Genomic DNA, 15,177 nt, shown 5'->3' on the forward strand with positions numbered 1-15,177 from the left:
GTGGTTTGCCTCCGGCTTCCTTCAGACCCCACCTCACGGTGACGCCCTTGCCTTTGGCTGCACCCTTCCCACTGCCGGGCGGGTCAGGGACTTTCACCCCTTAGAACGTGTGCCCGCCGGGCGCACATCGAAAAGAGAAGAAAGGCTGATGCCCTTCTTCTCTTTGTTCCTTATGCTGTATGGTACACGATCTTTTCAAGCTTTCCGACCCTCTCCTGCAGATCAGATACATTTTCTACAAGAAGGTGAATCGTCCCCGTCTCCATCTGAATTCCATTTACTAATTTTGTTAGATTGTCGATCTTCATATCCAGACGGTTGTAATGCTTCGTACTGATTTCCTGGACACGATCCACCTCTTCCAGGATACTATTTTCCAACTCCCGTCCCTTTATATCCATTCTGGCTATCAGGTCATCCCGAAGCTTTTGGTTCTGTTCATCCATTCTGGTTGTCAGGTCATCCCGAAGCTTTTGGTTCTGTTCATCCATTCTGATTGTCAGGTCATCCCGAAGCTTTTGATTCTGTTCATCCATTCTGGTTGTCAGGTCATCCCGAAGCTTTTGATTCTGTTCATCCATTCTTACTACAAGTTCGTCTCTGAGTTTCTGATTCTGCTCGTCCATTCTTGCTACGAGTCGATCTTCCAGATTTCGATTCTGCTCGTCCATTCTTGCCACGAGCCGGTCTTCCAGATTCCGGTTCTGCTCATCCATTCGGGCCACAAGCCGGCTTTCCAGATTCCGGTTCTGCTCATCCATTCGGGCCACAAGCCGGCTTTCCAGATTCTGGTTCTGCTCATCCATTCGGGCCACAAGCCGGCTTTCCAGATTCTGGTTCTGCTCATCCATTCGAGCCACAAGCCGGTCTTCCATACCAAACATCAAGTTTTGAATACTTTGTAAATCTTCCTGTGTTAATGCCATTTTTCTCTCCCCTTTCTCCCCCTCTACTAGTTATTAAGTATAGCATACTGTTTGATACCTGTCTATTTTCCTTCATTATAATTTTTTCATCATCCAGTATGCATCCGCATAGGTTCCGTCCAAATATTTCATATTATCAGGCAGCTTTCCGTACATCTGAAAGCCAATGCTTTCATAAAGACGAATTGCTCTTTGATTGTCAGCAACTACTTCCAGTTCCATCTGTTCGTATCCTTTTTCCTTTGCAATCTCCAGAAGTTTTTCGATCATGGCACGTCCGATTCCCATGCCTGTGTATTTCTGGTAAAGCGCAATTCCCATCGTTGCGCGGTGCTGATAGCGGGATGTCGATACACCGGTAAAGGAGCAGTTTCCTATATAGGTTCCATTCAAAAAAGCAAGAAGCATCAGATCTGTTTGGGAATCATTGGTTCTTTTTATAAATTGTTCTTCCTGCTCTACTGTCATCTGAATTTCCTCCGGTTCTTTTGCAAGAAATCTGGTTTCCGCACAGGTCTTTTTCAGATAGTCAATCAGCATCTGTGCATCCTGCTCCGTGGCAGTCCGTAAAATAATCGCTTGCCCTTTTGCACGAATTGTCATTTCTGGAACTCTCATTTTTCTACGCTCCTTCCCTTTCCTGTCTAAGAAGCGGAAATCTCCGCCATTTTTTCTTCGATCTCTTTCTCACCAGCCTGCATGGCACGAAGTGTTTTATCGAACAGATCGTTTAATTCCCATCCAAGCTGCTCTGCTCCTGTCCGGATAATTTCTCTGGAGCATCCGGCCGCAAACCGTTTGTCTTTAAATTTCTTCTTCACACTGGATACTTCCATATCTGACACACTTTTCGATGGACGCATCAGAGCTGCCGCCCAAATCAGTCCGGTCAATTCATCTGCTGCAAAAAGCACTTTTTCCATCTCATGCACCGGCTCCACATCACTGCACACACCATATCCGTGGGAGCAGACCGAATGAATCAGCTCCTTACTTGCTCCTCCCTTTTCCAGAAGTTCCGGCGCTTTCTTACAGTGTTCTTCCGGAAACTGTTCAAAATCAATATCGTGAAGCAGACCGACGATTCCCCAGTATTCTTTCTCCTCTCCATATCCGAGTTCCTCTGCATACCAGCGCATAACAGTCTCCACGGTAACCGCATGACGGAGATGAAACTCCTCCTGATTATAAGTTTTTAAAAGATTCCACGCTTCTTCTCTTGTAAGATTGCTTTCCATTTCTTTTTCCTCCCTTTTACTTTCTGACTTATTATATTCTAAATTTCAAATTAAACATTACTATCGTCCAGATACCATTTTAACTCCTTTGCCGGAACAATCGTATATTGCTCCGGTCCTTCTCCGGTTCTCATAATGACATTCCGCATCCCTGCCTGAATGATACTTCTGGCGCACATCGGGCATGGATTCGCCTTATGAATCGAATTATCTTCCGGATTGACACCGGCTTCCCTTTTTCCGGTTTTACCATGCGAATACACCCCCTTTACTTTCGTAATGCAAAATCGCTGGCTTCCTTTATCCAGTCCATTAATTCGTCATCCACTTCCTCCACACTGGAAATCAGCACATGATGTGTCCATCTGTTCGGATATGGTTCCGTAGCTGCATCAATTCTTGACGACTCCACTTTGTACTCCAGACCAAAAGTCACAACAAGCCATGGATCCGGCCTGTCCTTTACCTTTCGCACTTTTACAAACGAAACACAAGCAAAAAAGTGCTTATTAATAAAAGAAATCTGTGTCTTTTGCACTTTCATCTGCACACCCGGAATTTCATCCAGAATCCGTTCTTTGAGTTTCTCATATAATGGAAGCGCATTCGGATATTTCTCAAAAAACAAAAGTTCTGCATCATTCATGTTTTTCTCTCCTCCCGCCTAAAGGATCATATCTATAAAATTCAAATACATCTTGTTTTTTATAACACTGAAATCCCGTTTTCTGATAAACATACTTTGCCGGATTTGTTTGAATTACGGTTAGAAATACTGGCATTGACATTTGTTCCGATAATTCTTTCAACTCATTTAAGAACCATGTGCCAATCCCGTTTTTCTGCGCTTTTGGAATGATTCGAATAAATACATTGTCTATCATATGTTCCTTCAAATCATATCCTAAAAACCCGATATTTTCCCCATTCCACTCTAATTTTTTGAAATATTTCGTATGCATTTTATCTATAAATGAATTTTGCAAAATCGTTTCATTCCATTCGCCAAAAAAGTCTTTGTGCATCGCTACATACTGGTAGTGTGACTCTCTCTCAACTCTGATAAAATCCACTAAATCTTCTGTTTCTACTTTACAAATATCAAATCCTTTTTCTTTCAGCTTGACTGGCAATTCCATTCTTTTCCTTCCCCTCTTCCGTTTCTCTATATTATAATCCAATTTTTGTTTTCTGTATATGAAAAAGAACTGATCTGCTACCAGCTATCTTTTCTTTTAGCATGCATGTATTCACTTTCCATACACGAAAAAAAGCACAGAAAGCCTTAGGCCTTCCATGCTTTTTCTTTCAATTCATTTTTAATCATCTGTTGAAGTTTGTGTGCCAATCAAATGATGTTCCATATCTTCAAACATCTCCCTTACTGTCATTGGCTTCTGCCCGGTAAGTGTTTCAAAATCATTCGTGAAGGTAGACATCTGTCCCAAACGGATTGCTCTTCCAAATGTCACCATTCCGTCTGAGCAGAATGGGAAGTTGCTTGCCGTCTGTTCCCACATTTCTTCCGTTGTTCTTGGAACACCGATGGAATCGAAAAACGCATACTGCTCTTCATCGCTGATATAGACATATTTTACATCATGACCGGTCACTTCGTTGGCGATAGCAATATATTCTCCAATGGACAGCATCTCCGGTCCGTTGACATCGATAACACGATCCTGCCAGTCGCTCATTGCTGCACATGCTGCCGCAAGAGCACAGTCATCTCTGGAAATGAACGCCATCTTTCCATCGCCCATATTATTGGCAAGAACATTGTCTGTATTTTCATATGCGTTCACATAATTGGAAACCATCGCCTCCGCATACTGGGAGTCCCGCAGGAACAGGTAATGGATCGGCTGTTCTTTTACATATGCTTCAAACCATACATGGTCATTGACTTCATATGTATCAATATCTTTTTCTCCTGCACCAACGATCGACGTATAAACAAGACGGTTAACCCCTGCCTTTACCGCTGCGTCCAGCGCCGTTTTCTGAGCAGCTCTTCTTTTTGGTCCGACAAACGGCATGGAGATTAAAATCATCGTATCCGCGCCCCAAAAGGCGTCTGACAAATTTTCGCTGTTAAAATCTGCGATTCTTGTCTCAATCCCCATCTCTTTGTACTGCTCCAGCCCTTTCTGTGTCGGAGCAGTAAAGATCAGATCTTCATGAGGCCATCTTTCAAGCAGCACTTTCGCCGCTCTTGCACCAAAATTTCCATCCACTCCGTTTAACAAAATTTTCTTCATGTTCGTCCTCCTCCATCTGGTTTCTCTTTGCTTCTTTCTGGTTTTATTATATGTTAAAAAACAACAAAAGAAACTGACGAAAAAGTACTCTTTTTCCATAACTTTAAGTTATGGAGTGAAAATAGGAAAGTGTTTCTTGTATCAATTTCTGAATCTCAAGATTTTTCAATTCTTTCTTATAGGCAATCACATAGTTGCTGGAATGATGACTGTTTTTTAGATCGAGAATTCTAACCTCTTCTTCGCGAACCACATTTTTGGAAACAATGGCAATTCCCTCACCTACAGAAACATTAAAAATCAGTTCATCCAGTGTATCTACTTCTTTTCGAACATTCGGACTGATTCTGTCCCGTTCAAACGATTCCATAAAATCCCGGTAAAATCCTTTTCCAAATTTTCGGGACAGACAGATCAAATTCTCGTTCCGGATTTCCTTTACATCAATCTCTTTCCTTTTTGCCAAGGGATGATCAAAGGAGGTAATTACACACATCTCATATGAATGAAGGAACTCATACTCAATCTCACTGGAAAATTTGTAAGTGGATTCAATACCAAAGCTTACATCCACCCTGTCCTCCAGAAGATCTGTGAGGCACTCCTCAAAACTATTTTTTACGAACGTAACGGAAACCTGTTCCTTCTGTTTGAAATGATTCAGCAGTGTCAGAATCTCCCTGTTTTCGAAGGAACCGGTAAACCCTACTCTTATCGTGCTTCCAGCTCTCTCATGAAGCTGCCGGATCACCGACTGGCATTTTCTCTCCAGCTTGACACACTCCTGATAAAAAATCTTCCCCTCCTCTGTCAGTTCCGCCCGGTATCCGCTCCGGTCAAACAACCGCACTCCGATCTCTTCTTCCAGCCTTGTCATTTGTTTTGACAAAGTCGGCTGTGTAATATAGAGTGCTCTTGCCGCAGCGGAAAAAGAGCCCGTATCTGCCACTTTCAGGAAAAACCTGACTTTTTTATCCAGCATCCTTATTCCTCCCATTGATTCACTTCTGCTGCTTTTCTATCTATTATACTGGAAAGTAAAACTTCTGTATAGCAAAAGAACCCTGACATTGCAGGATTCTTTTCGTTGCTTATTGTAATTTTGCGAGTGTCTTCTTAAATCGGAAGTAAAACAGTATTGCTGTAAATGTAACGGCAATGATATCGGCAATCGGTTCTGCCATGTAGACTGCTTTTACCGGATCGGATGACAGAAGCACCGGCATCAGATAGATCAGCGGAATCAGCAGTATGAATTTTCTTACTACCGCAACTACGATAGATTCCACTGCATTTCCCAGCGCATTAAAGGTCATCTGACATGCAATCTGTATTCCGAAAATCAATGTCGCCGCCATATAAATACGAAGTGCGGTTTTTGTAAATTCCATCAGTTCCGGATCTGTTGTAAACATTGCGGCAAATGCCTGCGGGAACAGCATAATCAGAAGCCACAAAAGCGCAGAATATGCCAGACTGACTTTCAGAAGCAGCTTATACGTTGCCCGTACCCTGTTCACGTTTTTGGATCCGTAGTTATAACTGATAATCGGCTGTGCGCCCTGTCCAAGACCCTGAAGCGGGAGCATTGCAAACTGCATAACACTGGTCAGAATGGTCATCGCTCCAACTGCAATGTCTCCTCCGTATTTCTGGAGGGAAGAGTTAAAGCACACAGAAATAACACTTTCACTTGCCTGCATTACGAAAACCGAGGTACCAAGCGCAAGACATGGAAGCACAATTTTAGGCTGTATGCCGATATTTTTCCGGCGGATTTTCAGTGTTGTTTTCTTTCCGCAGAGGAAATGTACGACCCAGATACAGGAAAGTGCCTGAGAAATAATTGTCGCAAGGGCAGCTCCCCGGACATCCATATTAAATCCGAAAATAAAGACCGGATCCAGGATAATATTGGTAACTGCACCGATCAGTACAGAAAGCATTCCCGTCTTTGCAAATCCCTGAGCAGTGATAAAGGAATTCATTCCCAGTGTTACTTCTACAAACAGGGTTCCAAGTGCGTAGATATTCATATAGCTTACACCATAGTCAATCGTATTCTCACTTGCGCCGAATGCCATCAGGAAGTCTCTGTTCCAGATCAGAAGAACCACTGTCAGGATAATGGAAATAATAATCTGAAGCGTAAAGCAGTTTCCCAGGATCTTTTCTGCTGCTTCATTATCTTTTCTTCCCATTGCGATAGATGCTCTGGGAGCACCGCCGTAACCTACAAGTGCCGCAAAAGCAGACACAATCAGAATCAGCGGCATGCATACCCCGACTCCCGTCAGAGCTGTCGCTCCGATCTCCGGAATATGTCCGATGTACATTCGGTCTACGATATTGTAAAGCATATTGATCAGCTGGGCAGCAACCGTGGGAAGTGCCAGTCTTAACAGAAGCTTCCCGACCGGTTCCCTGCCTAGAAATTCTTTCTCGTCATTCATGGTCATACCCTCTTTCTTCTCCGATTTTCACATTTTCAAGAATACGCCCTTTCAGGTGAATATAAGTTTCATATTCTTCTTCTGAAAATCCATCCAACAGTTGAGCCGCATAGGACTCCTGCACTTGTTGAACATCATACATAATCGGCTGCGCATCTTCTGTTAAAATCAGATGTACTTTCCGCCTGTCTTTTTGATCCGGATTTCGTTCCAGAAGCCCTTTTTGAATCAAAAGTTCCGCTCCTTTTGAAACAGCTGCTTTAGAAAGCATCCTGAATTCTACAATATCCGCCGCCGTATCTTTCATGGGATGATTTTTCAGAAAAGCTATAATATCTACCTCTACCATCGATAAGCCATATTTTCTGCATACATTTTTCATCATTTTTTCATATAGCCGCAACATACTTCGAAGTCCGTTCCATAGTTCTCCGAATTTATACATGATTTCACCTCCCGGTTCATTTTTAGCGAAAATAATAGTTCACTAAGAAACCGTTTCTTAGTGAACTATTATAGTACGGTAATTTCATTTGTCAACAGACTCTGTCAGATTTTTTCAAAATCTTCCGCCCCATGCTTGCAAATCGGACAGATAAAATCTGCCGGAAGTTCCTCTCCTTCATAAATATATCCGCATATCCGGCATCTCCATCCGGTCTTTTTTGTTGTTTCCGTTTTTGGTTTTATCACATTTTGATAATATGCATAGGTTGCAGACGGGCTTTCCGATATTACTTCGCCATCTTCCACCTCTGCAAGAAAAAGCGTATGCGATCCCAGATCTATCGACTGAATTACTTTAGCTGAAAGCCATGCATTCGTTCCTTCGGTAATCACATACAGTCCATTTTCTTTCCGTTGAACATTTTGAAAATCTTCGAATTTATCCTTGTCTTTTCCACTTTGAAACCCAAAATGCCGGAACAGATCAAATGAAGCCTGTTCAGAAATCACGGAAACACTAAATTTTCCTGTATGAAGAATCATATCATGTGTGTAGTTTTCCTTGTTCACTGCGAGAGAAATTCTATTTGGTGATGAGGTCACCTGCATTACCGTATTGGTAATACATCCATTATCCTTTTCCCCCTCCTTTGCAGTTACAACAAAGAGTCCATAGCTTAATCGATACATTGCCTTTTTATCCATTTTTCCTCCTTATCTCCCGGCAGTTTCCGGGTACTTCTGCATAAATACTGCTGCAGCTCCGGCCAGATTGGCATCTTTCCGATAACTGCATACTCTTACATCCGGAACAATAACTTTTGTCCCTGCAGCTTTTTCCACCTCCTTCGCAAGATCCTGAAGATATTTCTGCACTTCATCCGAAAAGTTTTCGCGGCTACTGATTCCTCCGCCAGCAAAATTCTCTCAGGATCATAAACATGCTGAATATTATAAATTCCTTCGGCAAGCTTTCTGTAAAAGCAGGAAACGGCAGCCCGGCAGACGGAATCATTCTTTTCCGCTTCCTCAAACACCCGTCTTCCATCCCATTCCTGATCTGGATAAACCTTCCGGACTCTTCGCACAAGTGACATTGTAGAAGCCTGTAAAGAAAACGTACTAAGCTTTCCCTCGTCATCTCTCATCACCATACAACCAAATTCCCCGCCATACAAATGTGAACCATGACAGATTTTTCCATCTATCACGACTGCTCCGCCAATCCCCGTACCGCATACTACAAAAGCCAGATTTTTACATCCTCTCCCGTTTCCAAAAGTTACTTCGGCCATAGCGGCACAATTTGCATCATTTTCAATACTTGCCGGCAGTCCGAAGCATTTCTGAAGTTCCTCAATCCAGGCTGGCCCGTGAATACCTGAAACCGCACTTTTTCCTCCAATCACTCCTGTTGATACATCAACTGCTCCCGGGGCACTCACTGCAATTCCCAGAATCCTGCCTTTCCTTTCCGACTTTTTAACAAATGCCTGAATTTCCTTCATCAATGCTGCAAACTCCTGATGAATCGGGAGAATTTCCTGACCTGTAATCCTTCCTTCCATATCACAGACTCCAGCTTTCATGGAAGTTCCTCCAATATCAATACATACCAGTAAATTTTTCATTCTTTCCTCCCTTGTTTCCTTACTTTTATGGTTAAATTGTACCACATTTTCGTTTTCTTATCTATCCGCAACGTTTCTTTTCAACTTTTGAGTTTCCCCTTTTTATTTGCATATTTATGCTCTTTTTCTACGTTTTTTCAAATGTGTCTTCCTTCATCAATCGTCTTTTTTCCCCTTTTTATCAGTTTTCGTCAAATTAAAACATTGACGCGCGAAATCGAAAATGATAATATATTTGTTGTAGTGTAAAAATATACAAAACAGGAGGTATATGCATGTTAAAAGGATTTAAGAATTCACCAGAATTGGATTTTTCGATTCCAGAAAACAAAGAAGCAATGCTCAAAGCATTTGAACAGGTAGATAAAGAAAAAGGCCAGGATTATCCTTTGATTATCGGCGGCGAACGCATTATGACAGACAAAAAGATTGTTTCTATCGCGCCATCAACGAAAGAAGTCCTCGGACAGGTCAGTTCCTGTGATCAGGAGCTTGCAGATAAAGCGATTCAGACAGCACATAAAGCATTTCAGACATGGAGCAGAACTCCTGCCGAGGAACGGATCTGCTGTGTTCGCAGACTGGTGGACCTCATGAAGAAAAACCGTTTTCTCATCGATGCCTGGAGCATTGAAGAAAGCGGCAAAAACTGGGGCGAAGCAGATGGAGAGCTCTGTGAAGCTCTGGACTTTTTCAACTCCTACATCATGCATATGCGTGAGCTTGATAAAGGCCTGGAACTGGTAGACACAGAAGAAGAATGTAAATGCATCTACATTCCGATCGGAGTCGGTGTAGCTGTTCCACCGTGGAACTTCCCGCTTTCTCTTCTTGCAGGCATGGTTGTTTCTGCCGTCATCACAGGCAACACTATTGTTTGCAAGCCGTCTTCCGACACACCGATCGTAGCTTATAAATTCGTAGAACTCTGCGAAAAAGCAGGTTTCCCGGACGGCGTTATCAATTTCATTCCTGGATCCGGTTCCGTCATCGGGGATTATATTGTACAGCATCCGCTGACACGCTTCGTAAACTTTACCGGTTCGAAAGAAGTGGGACTGCGCATCAGCCAGAAGGCAGCAGAAGTTTCCGAAGGCCAGATCTGGATCAAACGTGTCGTAGCAGAAATGGGTGGAAAGAATGCGATTATCGTAGATTCTTCCGCAGACCTGAAACGTGCCGCTGCCGGAATCGCAAATTCAGCATTCTCTTTCCAGGGACAGAAATGCTCCGCATGCTCCAGAGCAGTCGTATTAAGCGATGTATATGATGCATTTGTAGAAGAAATCGTTGCCTGCGCAAAAGAACTCAAAGAAAATCAGGGAAGCGGACGTGATGATCTTCCGATGGGCCCGGTCATCAACCAGAACGCATTTGACCGGATCTCCGGCTACATCGAAACAGCACGCAAGGAAGGCACGATTGTCTTTGGCGGAAATTATGACGATTCCAAAGGCTTTTACATCGAACCAACCGTTGTCCGTGACATTACAAAAGACGCTGTCATCGCAAAAGAAGAAATCTTCGGACCGGTACTTGCTGTGATCCGTGTGGATTCCTTTGACGAAGCACTGGAAGTTGCAAACGGAACCGAGTATGGTCTGACCGGATCGGTATATACAGAGGACAGAGAACATATCCAGAAAGCAAAAGTAGAATTCCATGTTGGAAATCTCTACTTCAACAGAAAGTCCACCGGAGCTGTTGTTCTGCAGCATCCATTCGGCGGCTTCAATATGTCCGGTACGGACGCAAAAACAGGAACCAGAGATTACCTCACCAACTTCCTGAATCTGAAATCCGTATGCGAGGATCTGACATATTAAATTCATATCAAGACAGACATATGGCAGGAAAATTAGATTTTCCTGCCATATCTGCGTTTTGTCATTCTATGTATTTTTATAAAAATGTTTTGTAGTCTTCATAGTTCCGTTTCAAAAGCTCCGGTGTATTCAGACCGTACGGACACTTCTTCATACAGCTGCCGCAGTGGAGACAGTTCTCGATCTTTTTCATCTTTTCCTGCCACTCCTCAGACAGCCACGCTTCCTGTGGCGCACGTCTTAACATCAGACTCATTCTTGCGCAGTTATTGATCTCGATTCCTGCCGGACACGGCATACAGTAACCGCATCCGCGACAGAACTCTCCCGCCAGCTGATCTTTATCTTTCTGTATTTCCGCCAGAAGCGCTTCATTTAATTCCGGAGCCTGTTCCTGATAGGAAAGGAATTCATCCAGTTCCCATTCTCTTTGGATCCCCCAGATCGGCTCTACATGGGCAAACTGCGGCTGGCACATAAATGCATAAGCAGAAGCAGAATTGTGGATCAGGCCTCCGGCAAGTCCTTTCATCGCGATAAATCCGACTTCTTTCTGACGGCAAAGTTCTACAAGTTCCACCTCTTCCTCAGATGCAAGATAAGAAAATGGAAACTGCAGCGTCTCATAAAGACCGGACAGAACCGCTTCTTTTGCCACAGCGATCCGGTGGTTGGTAATTCCGATATGCCGGATCTTTCCCTGTTCCTTTGCCTCCAGTGCCGCCTCATAAAGGCCGGAACCATCCCCCGGCTTCGGGCAGAATGACGGATTGTGGAACTGGTACAGATCAATATAGTCGGTCTGGAGCTTTTCCAGACTCATTTCCAGATCCTTCCAGAAGTCCTCCCCATTCTGAGCCGCCGTTTTGGTACTGATAATGATCTGATCCCGCACCTCATGAAGTGCTGCTCCCATCTTTTCCTCACTGTCGGAATAAGCCCTTGCTGTGTCAAAATAGTTGATGCCATTCTGGAATGCCTTCTGCAGTAAAACAACTGCGTCCTCTTTGGAAATCCGCTGAATCGGCAGCGCGCCAAATCCATTTTTGTTGACTTTCAGGCCTGTCTTCCCTAATACTACACGTTCCATGTTTCTTCCTCCTTTTACCATGCTGTAAACTCATCTTCATGCTCTTTAAAAAACTGATAATACGCCCTCACATTTTCCAGCTGCGTCCATTTTTTCACATCCACGGGATCCTCATCCAGGTCATAGATTCTGGCCCCCTTCATGGACAGTAAAAATGGTGAGTGCGTAGAAATCACAAACTGACATCCGAAAAAACGTACCGCATTTTCAAGAAACTGCACCAGTTCCTGCTGTTTGACCGGTGACAGACTGTTCTCCGGCTCATCCAGCAAAAACAGTGCATTTTCCGTAATCTTCTCTGAAAAATACAAAAAAGCACTCTCTCCGTTGGAATACTCCCGGATATTGTCCATCAGCTCCGACCTTACAAACCGGGACTGGGTTTTGCTTCTTGCTTTATTCACCCGTTTCAGCTGCTCATAATCATCCAGTGAATTCATCCGGAAATGAGAATATTTCACATCCAGATAATCTTCAAACAACTCTTCCTTCTTCCGGTCGATTCCCTCGTTCATACTCCGGATATTGAGCATATAGTCAAATACATCGTCACTTGTAATGATCCGGCTTCCCTTCGGAACCGGTATCTGTGTATCATAATCACAGAAATCCAGATAGTCTCCAAAAAAACTGGATTTATTAAAGACCGAATCCCTCTCCAGATTCAGTTTTTCCGCAATGACATTGATAGCTGTCGTTTTTCCGCTCCCGTTTCCTCCATAGAGAATGGTAACCGGTGCAAAATCAATTCTCCGGAAATGATGCCTGGACAAAATCTGAAACGGATAGTAGGAATCATAACAGGTACGTTTCTGCTTCAGAAAAAAGTCAAATTCCTTTTCACTGTCCGGAAATGTAAACCACTCCAGATAGATCATTATCCTTCCCGCCTTTCCATATCTTTTTCACTCATTTGGCCCATCAAATTCCTTCTGTCTTTCTCAATTTTCTATAAAATCTGCCTGCGACAATCAGGGAGATAGTATCCACAATCGGCTGAACCCACATACATCCATTCAGCCCCAAAAGCGCATTCATCAAAAACAGAAGCGGAATATCCAGAACTCCTTTTCTCAAAATGGAGCAGACCATAGACTCCTTGAATTTTCCCATCGCCTGAAACTGGATAATCATTGGATAGCAGACCGACATCATCGGCATGGCAGTCACCATTCTGCGTAAAAATCCTGCGCTGTACTGAATTGTAACCGGATCCTTGATAAACAGACCCGAAAGCTGCGGTGCAAAAATCTCGTAAACAACCAGGCACAGAAGCGAAAAGGCAAGAGAAATTGTACTTCCCAGCCGAAATACACCCCTTCTTCGCTCCTGATTGCCTGCCGAATAATTGTATGCCAGAAGCGGAAGAATCCCGTTTGACACTCCGATCGAGAAATATAAAGGAAGCTGATCCAGTTTCTTGACTATTCCAAGTCCTGCCACCGCTTCCGTGGTGTACTGTGCCACAAACCGGGACTGTGCCGCAATGGCAACCACCGTCAGGGCATACTGCACAGCCGACGGGAATCCTGTTGCCAGTATCGGCCCAAGGAACTGTCGCCAGTATCGAAGTTCCGCCGGTGAAATGCTGATCACAGATTTTCCTTTGTTCCTTGCAATATAGACGAGAAAATAAATCGTTGCCGCCACATTAGAGACAGCCGTGGCAAGCCCCGCTCCTGCTGCTCCCATGGAAAGGAATCCCGGAAGTACAAAAAAAGGATCCAGAATGATATTCAAAATTCCTCCCATGGATACGCCGATGGCAGCCTGCGCTGCACTTCCCTCCGCACGTACCAGATTCGCCAGCAGTGTATTTAAAATCGTCCAAGGTCCTCCAATCACAACAACCCATCTAGCATAGGCAAATGCAGTCTCATATGTTGCCCGGGTTGCTCCGCAGAGAAACAGGACCGGACGGGCCAAAATCAAAAATACAATCGCAAACAAGATACCGCATCCCAGTCCTCCCCAAAAGGAAATTGACGCAATCCTTCTGGCATCCTCCGTCTTTTTCCCGCCAAGCGCTCTTGAAAGGGCACTTGCACCTCCCACTCCAAACAGATTTGAAATAGCAGTCAGCATCACGAAAGATGAATACACAATCGTGATGGCTGCTGTCTCATTGGGATCATTCAGCATCCCTACAAAATATGTGTCCGCAAGATTGTAGATTAACGCGATCATCTGGCTTGCGATTGCCGGTACGATCTGCTTTCTCACTGCCTGTGCAACCGGCATTGACTCCAATACCGCTGTGTTCTGGTTCATGCTGTCTTCTTACCTCCTCTGATTTTCTCTACTCTGACCAGTTTTCACAGTCCTTATCCTTTCAGTACAATCTGCTCAAGTTCTCTTCTTTTCTGTTCCTCTTCCGTATGAAGCTGTTCCTGCATCTTCCTTAGCTGTTCCAAAATACCCTGTATCTGGCTGTATGTCTGCTCAGCCCGTTCCTTTGACACTTTGATCTTGTCATAGACCATCCAGTCTGTAAAAATCCCGTCGAAAAAGTAGTCTGCAAAATGAAGGAACTCTCCAACCTCTACCTGAATCGGCCCTTCAATCCGGCTTGAAACATCTGAAAGTTCTGTCCGGAACGTACGCAATGCCATTTGGAGCGCACTTGTTCTGTCCTTTACCGATTTCAGTTTATCATATTTGATAACATCCGACATAATACCACCGCCGATGAGATCCACCATTCCCCAGTTTTTAGCACTTTGCAGACCTTCCAGCGTCTCTTCTGCAATGGAACGTGCTCTTTCCCCGGCGCTGATCGCTTCCTTCACTTCTTTTCTGCGATTTTCTATAGCGGCAATCTGTCTTTCCATTTCCAGGATTTTCTCAGCTTCTATATTGCCCGATTCTTTGATCTCTTCCTTTTTCGCCTCAAGCATCCTTTCGTATTGGAGCTTGCAGTCCGGAAGACCTGATGCCTGTTTTTCATAATATGCAATATCTTCTTCGACAGCCTGCAGCTCCTTTGCGGCAGCATCGTATTTTACAGCAGCCGCAAAGGCCTCCTCTTCTTCCTTCGAAAGCTTTTCTCCCATCTTTCCGGATGCCCGGTATAAAAACGCAGTAAGACTTTTTCGGTTCAGCCGGTCCACATCCTCCTGCTCATCTTCCATGATCTTCTTTAGATCTGCCGCCTTCTTCTCCAGCTCATTCTGCTGGATATAAAGATCCGCCAGCTTTGCATCTGCTCTTTCTTTTTCCATCATCTCCTGCTGGAGACGCTGAAGTTCCTCGTCATAATAGTTCATACTTTTCCCTCCTTTACTTCTCTTTCCTCTGTTTTCTGT

17 protein-coding genes are annotated in these 15,177 nt (G+C 44.0%); 1 reads left to right on the plus strand and 16 read right to left on the minus strand.

Annotation, left to right across the window (positions count from 1 at the left end; genetic code table 11):
* Positions 1-170: 170 nt before the first annotated feature.
* From B5E64_RS07655 to B5E64_RS07710, 12 genes are all read right to left on the minus strand, one after another.
* A complete protein-coding gene (locus B5E64_RS07655) occupies positions 171-926 on the minus strand; it encodes a hypothetical protein (RefSeq protein WP_087167941.1) in 756 nt (251 codons plus the stop codon).
* 75 nt (positions 927-1,001) lie between these two features.
* A complete protein-coding gene (locus tag B5E64_RS07660) occupies positions 1,002-1,544 on the minus strand; it encodes a GNAT family N-acetyltransferase (protein ID WP_087167942.1) in 543 nt (180 codons plus the stop codon).
* A 26-nt stretch (positions 1,545-1,570) separates the two neighbouring features.
* Entirely contained in the window at positions 1,571-2,164 is a 594-nt protein-coding gene (locus B5E64_RS07665) for an HD domain-containing protein (RefSeq protein ID WP_087167943.1), read from the minus strand.
* Between the two features lie 50 nt (positions 2,165-2,214).
* Positions 2,215-2,427, minus strand: coding sequence for a hypothetical protein (locus B5E64_RS07670; protein ID WP_087167944.1), 213 nt, complete (start codon positions 2,425-2,427; stop codon positions 2,215-2,217).
* Between the two features lie 5 nt (positions 2,428-2,432).
* Positions 2,433-2,810, minus strand: a complete 378-nt coding sequence (locus B5E64_RS07675; RefSeq protein WP_087167945.1) for a DUF5655 domain-containing protein — start codon at positions 2,808-2,810, stop codon at positions 2,433-2,435.
* Positions 2,803-3,303 carry a GNAT family N-acetyltransferase gene (locus B5E64_RS07680; RefSeq protein WP_087167946.1) on the minus strand — a complete coding sequence of 167 codons (501 nt, stop codon included), beginning with the start codon at positions 3,301-3,303 and terminating at the stop codon, positions 2,803-2,805. Before B5E64_RS07680 ends, B5E64_RS07675 begins: the two co-directional genes overlap by 8 nt.
* Before the next feature lie 180 nt (positions 3,304-3,483).
* Positions 3,484-4,425, minus strand: a complete 942-nt coding sequence (locus B5E64_RS07685) for an NmrA family NAD(P)-binding protein (protein WP_087167947.1) — start codon at positions 4,423-4,425, stop codon at positions 3,484-3,486.
* A 103-nt stretch (positions 4,426-4,528) separates the two neighbouring features.
* Positions 4,529-5,407 carry a LysR family transcriptional regulator gene (locus B5E64_RS07690; protein ID WP_162610161.1) on the minus strand — a complete coding sequence of 293 codons (879 nt, stop codon included), beginning with the start codon at positions 5,405-5,407 and terminating at the stop codon, positions 4,529-4,531.
* A 109-nt stretch (positions 5,408-5,516) separates the two neighbouring features.
* Positions 5,517-6,878 (minus strand): MATE family efflux transporter, encoded by a 1,362-nt coding sequence (locus B5E64_RS07695; RefSeq protein ID WP_087167949.1) that lies wholly within the window; start codon positions 6,876-6,878, stop codon positions 5,517-5,519.
* Positions 6,871-7,323 (minus strand): MarR family transcriptional regulator, encoded by a 453-nt coding sequence (locus B5E64_RS07700; protein WP_087167950.1) that lies wholly within the window; start codon positions 7,321-7,323, stop codon positions 6,871-6,873. Before B5E64_RS07700 ends, B5E64_RS07695 begins: the two co-directional genes overlap by 8 nt.
* 104 nt (positions 7,324-7,427) lie before the next feature.
* Positions 7,428-8,030: a flavin reductase gene (locus tag B5E64_RS07705; RefSeq protein WP_087167951.1), complete on the minus strand. Its 603-nt coding sequence runs from the start codon at positions 8,028-8,030 to the stop codon at positions 7,428-7,430.
* 95 nt (positions 8,031-8,125) lie between these two features.
* The gene (locus tag B5E64_RS07710; protein ID WP_087167952.1) at positions 8,126-8,956 is read right to left on the minus strand and encodes an ROK family protein; all 831 of its coding nucleotides are present in this window, start codon (positions 8,954-8,956) and stop codon (positions 8,126-8,128) included.
* Positions 8,957-9,231: 275 nt separating this feature from the next.
* Here B5E64_RS07710 and B5E64_RS07715 point away from each other — a divergent pair, with 275 nt between their 5' ends.
* The gene (locus B5E64_RS07715) at positions 9,232-10,782 is read left to right on the plus strand and encodes an L-glutamate gamma-semialdehyde dehydrogenase (protein ID WP_087167953.1); all 1,551 of its coding nucleotides are present in this window, start codon (positions 9,232-9,234) and stop codon (positions 10,780-10,782) included.
* A gap of 76 nt (positions 10,783-10,858) precedes the next feature.
* Here B5E64_RS07715 and B5E64_RS07720 read toward each other — a convergent pair whose 3' ends face one another.
* From B5E64_RS07720 to B5E64_RS07735, 4 genes are read right to left on the minus strand one after another with little or no spacing between them, the layout of a single operon-like run.
* Positions 10,859-11,872, minus strand: coding sequence for an aldo/keto reductase (locus B5E64_RS07720; RefSeq protein ID WP_087168060.1), 1,014 nt, complete (start codon positions 11,870-11,872; stop codon positions 10,859-10,861).
* A gap of 14 nt (positions 11,873-11,886) precedes the next feature.
* Positions 11,887-12,750, minus strand: coding sequence for an AAA family ATPase (locus B5E64_RS07725; protein ID WP_087167954.1), 864 nt, complete (start codon positions 12,748-12,750; stop codon positions 11,887-11,889).
* Between the two features lie 43 nt (positions 12,751-12,793).
* Positions 12,794-14,143: an MATE family efflux transporter gene (locus B5E64_RS07730; RefSeq protein ID WP_087167955.1), complete on the minus strand. Its 1,350-nt coding sequence runs from the start codon at positions 14,141-14,143 to the stop codon at positions 12,794-12,796.
* A 53-nt stretch (positions 14,144-14,196) separates the two neighbouring features.
* Positions 14,197-15,138 (minus strand): hypothetical protein, encoded by a 942-nt coding sequence (locus B5E64_RS07735; protein ID WP_087167956.1) that lies wholly within the window; start codon positions 15,136-15,138, stop codon positions 14,197-14,199.
* Positions 15,139-15,177 lie beyond the last annotated feature (39 nt).

The organism is Drancourtella sp. An12 (genome assembly GCF_002160935.1).
Lineage (GTDB): Bacteria > Bacillota > Clostridia > Lachnospirales > Lachnospiraceae > Sellimonas > Sellimonas catena.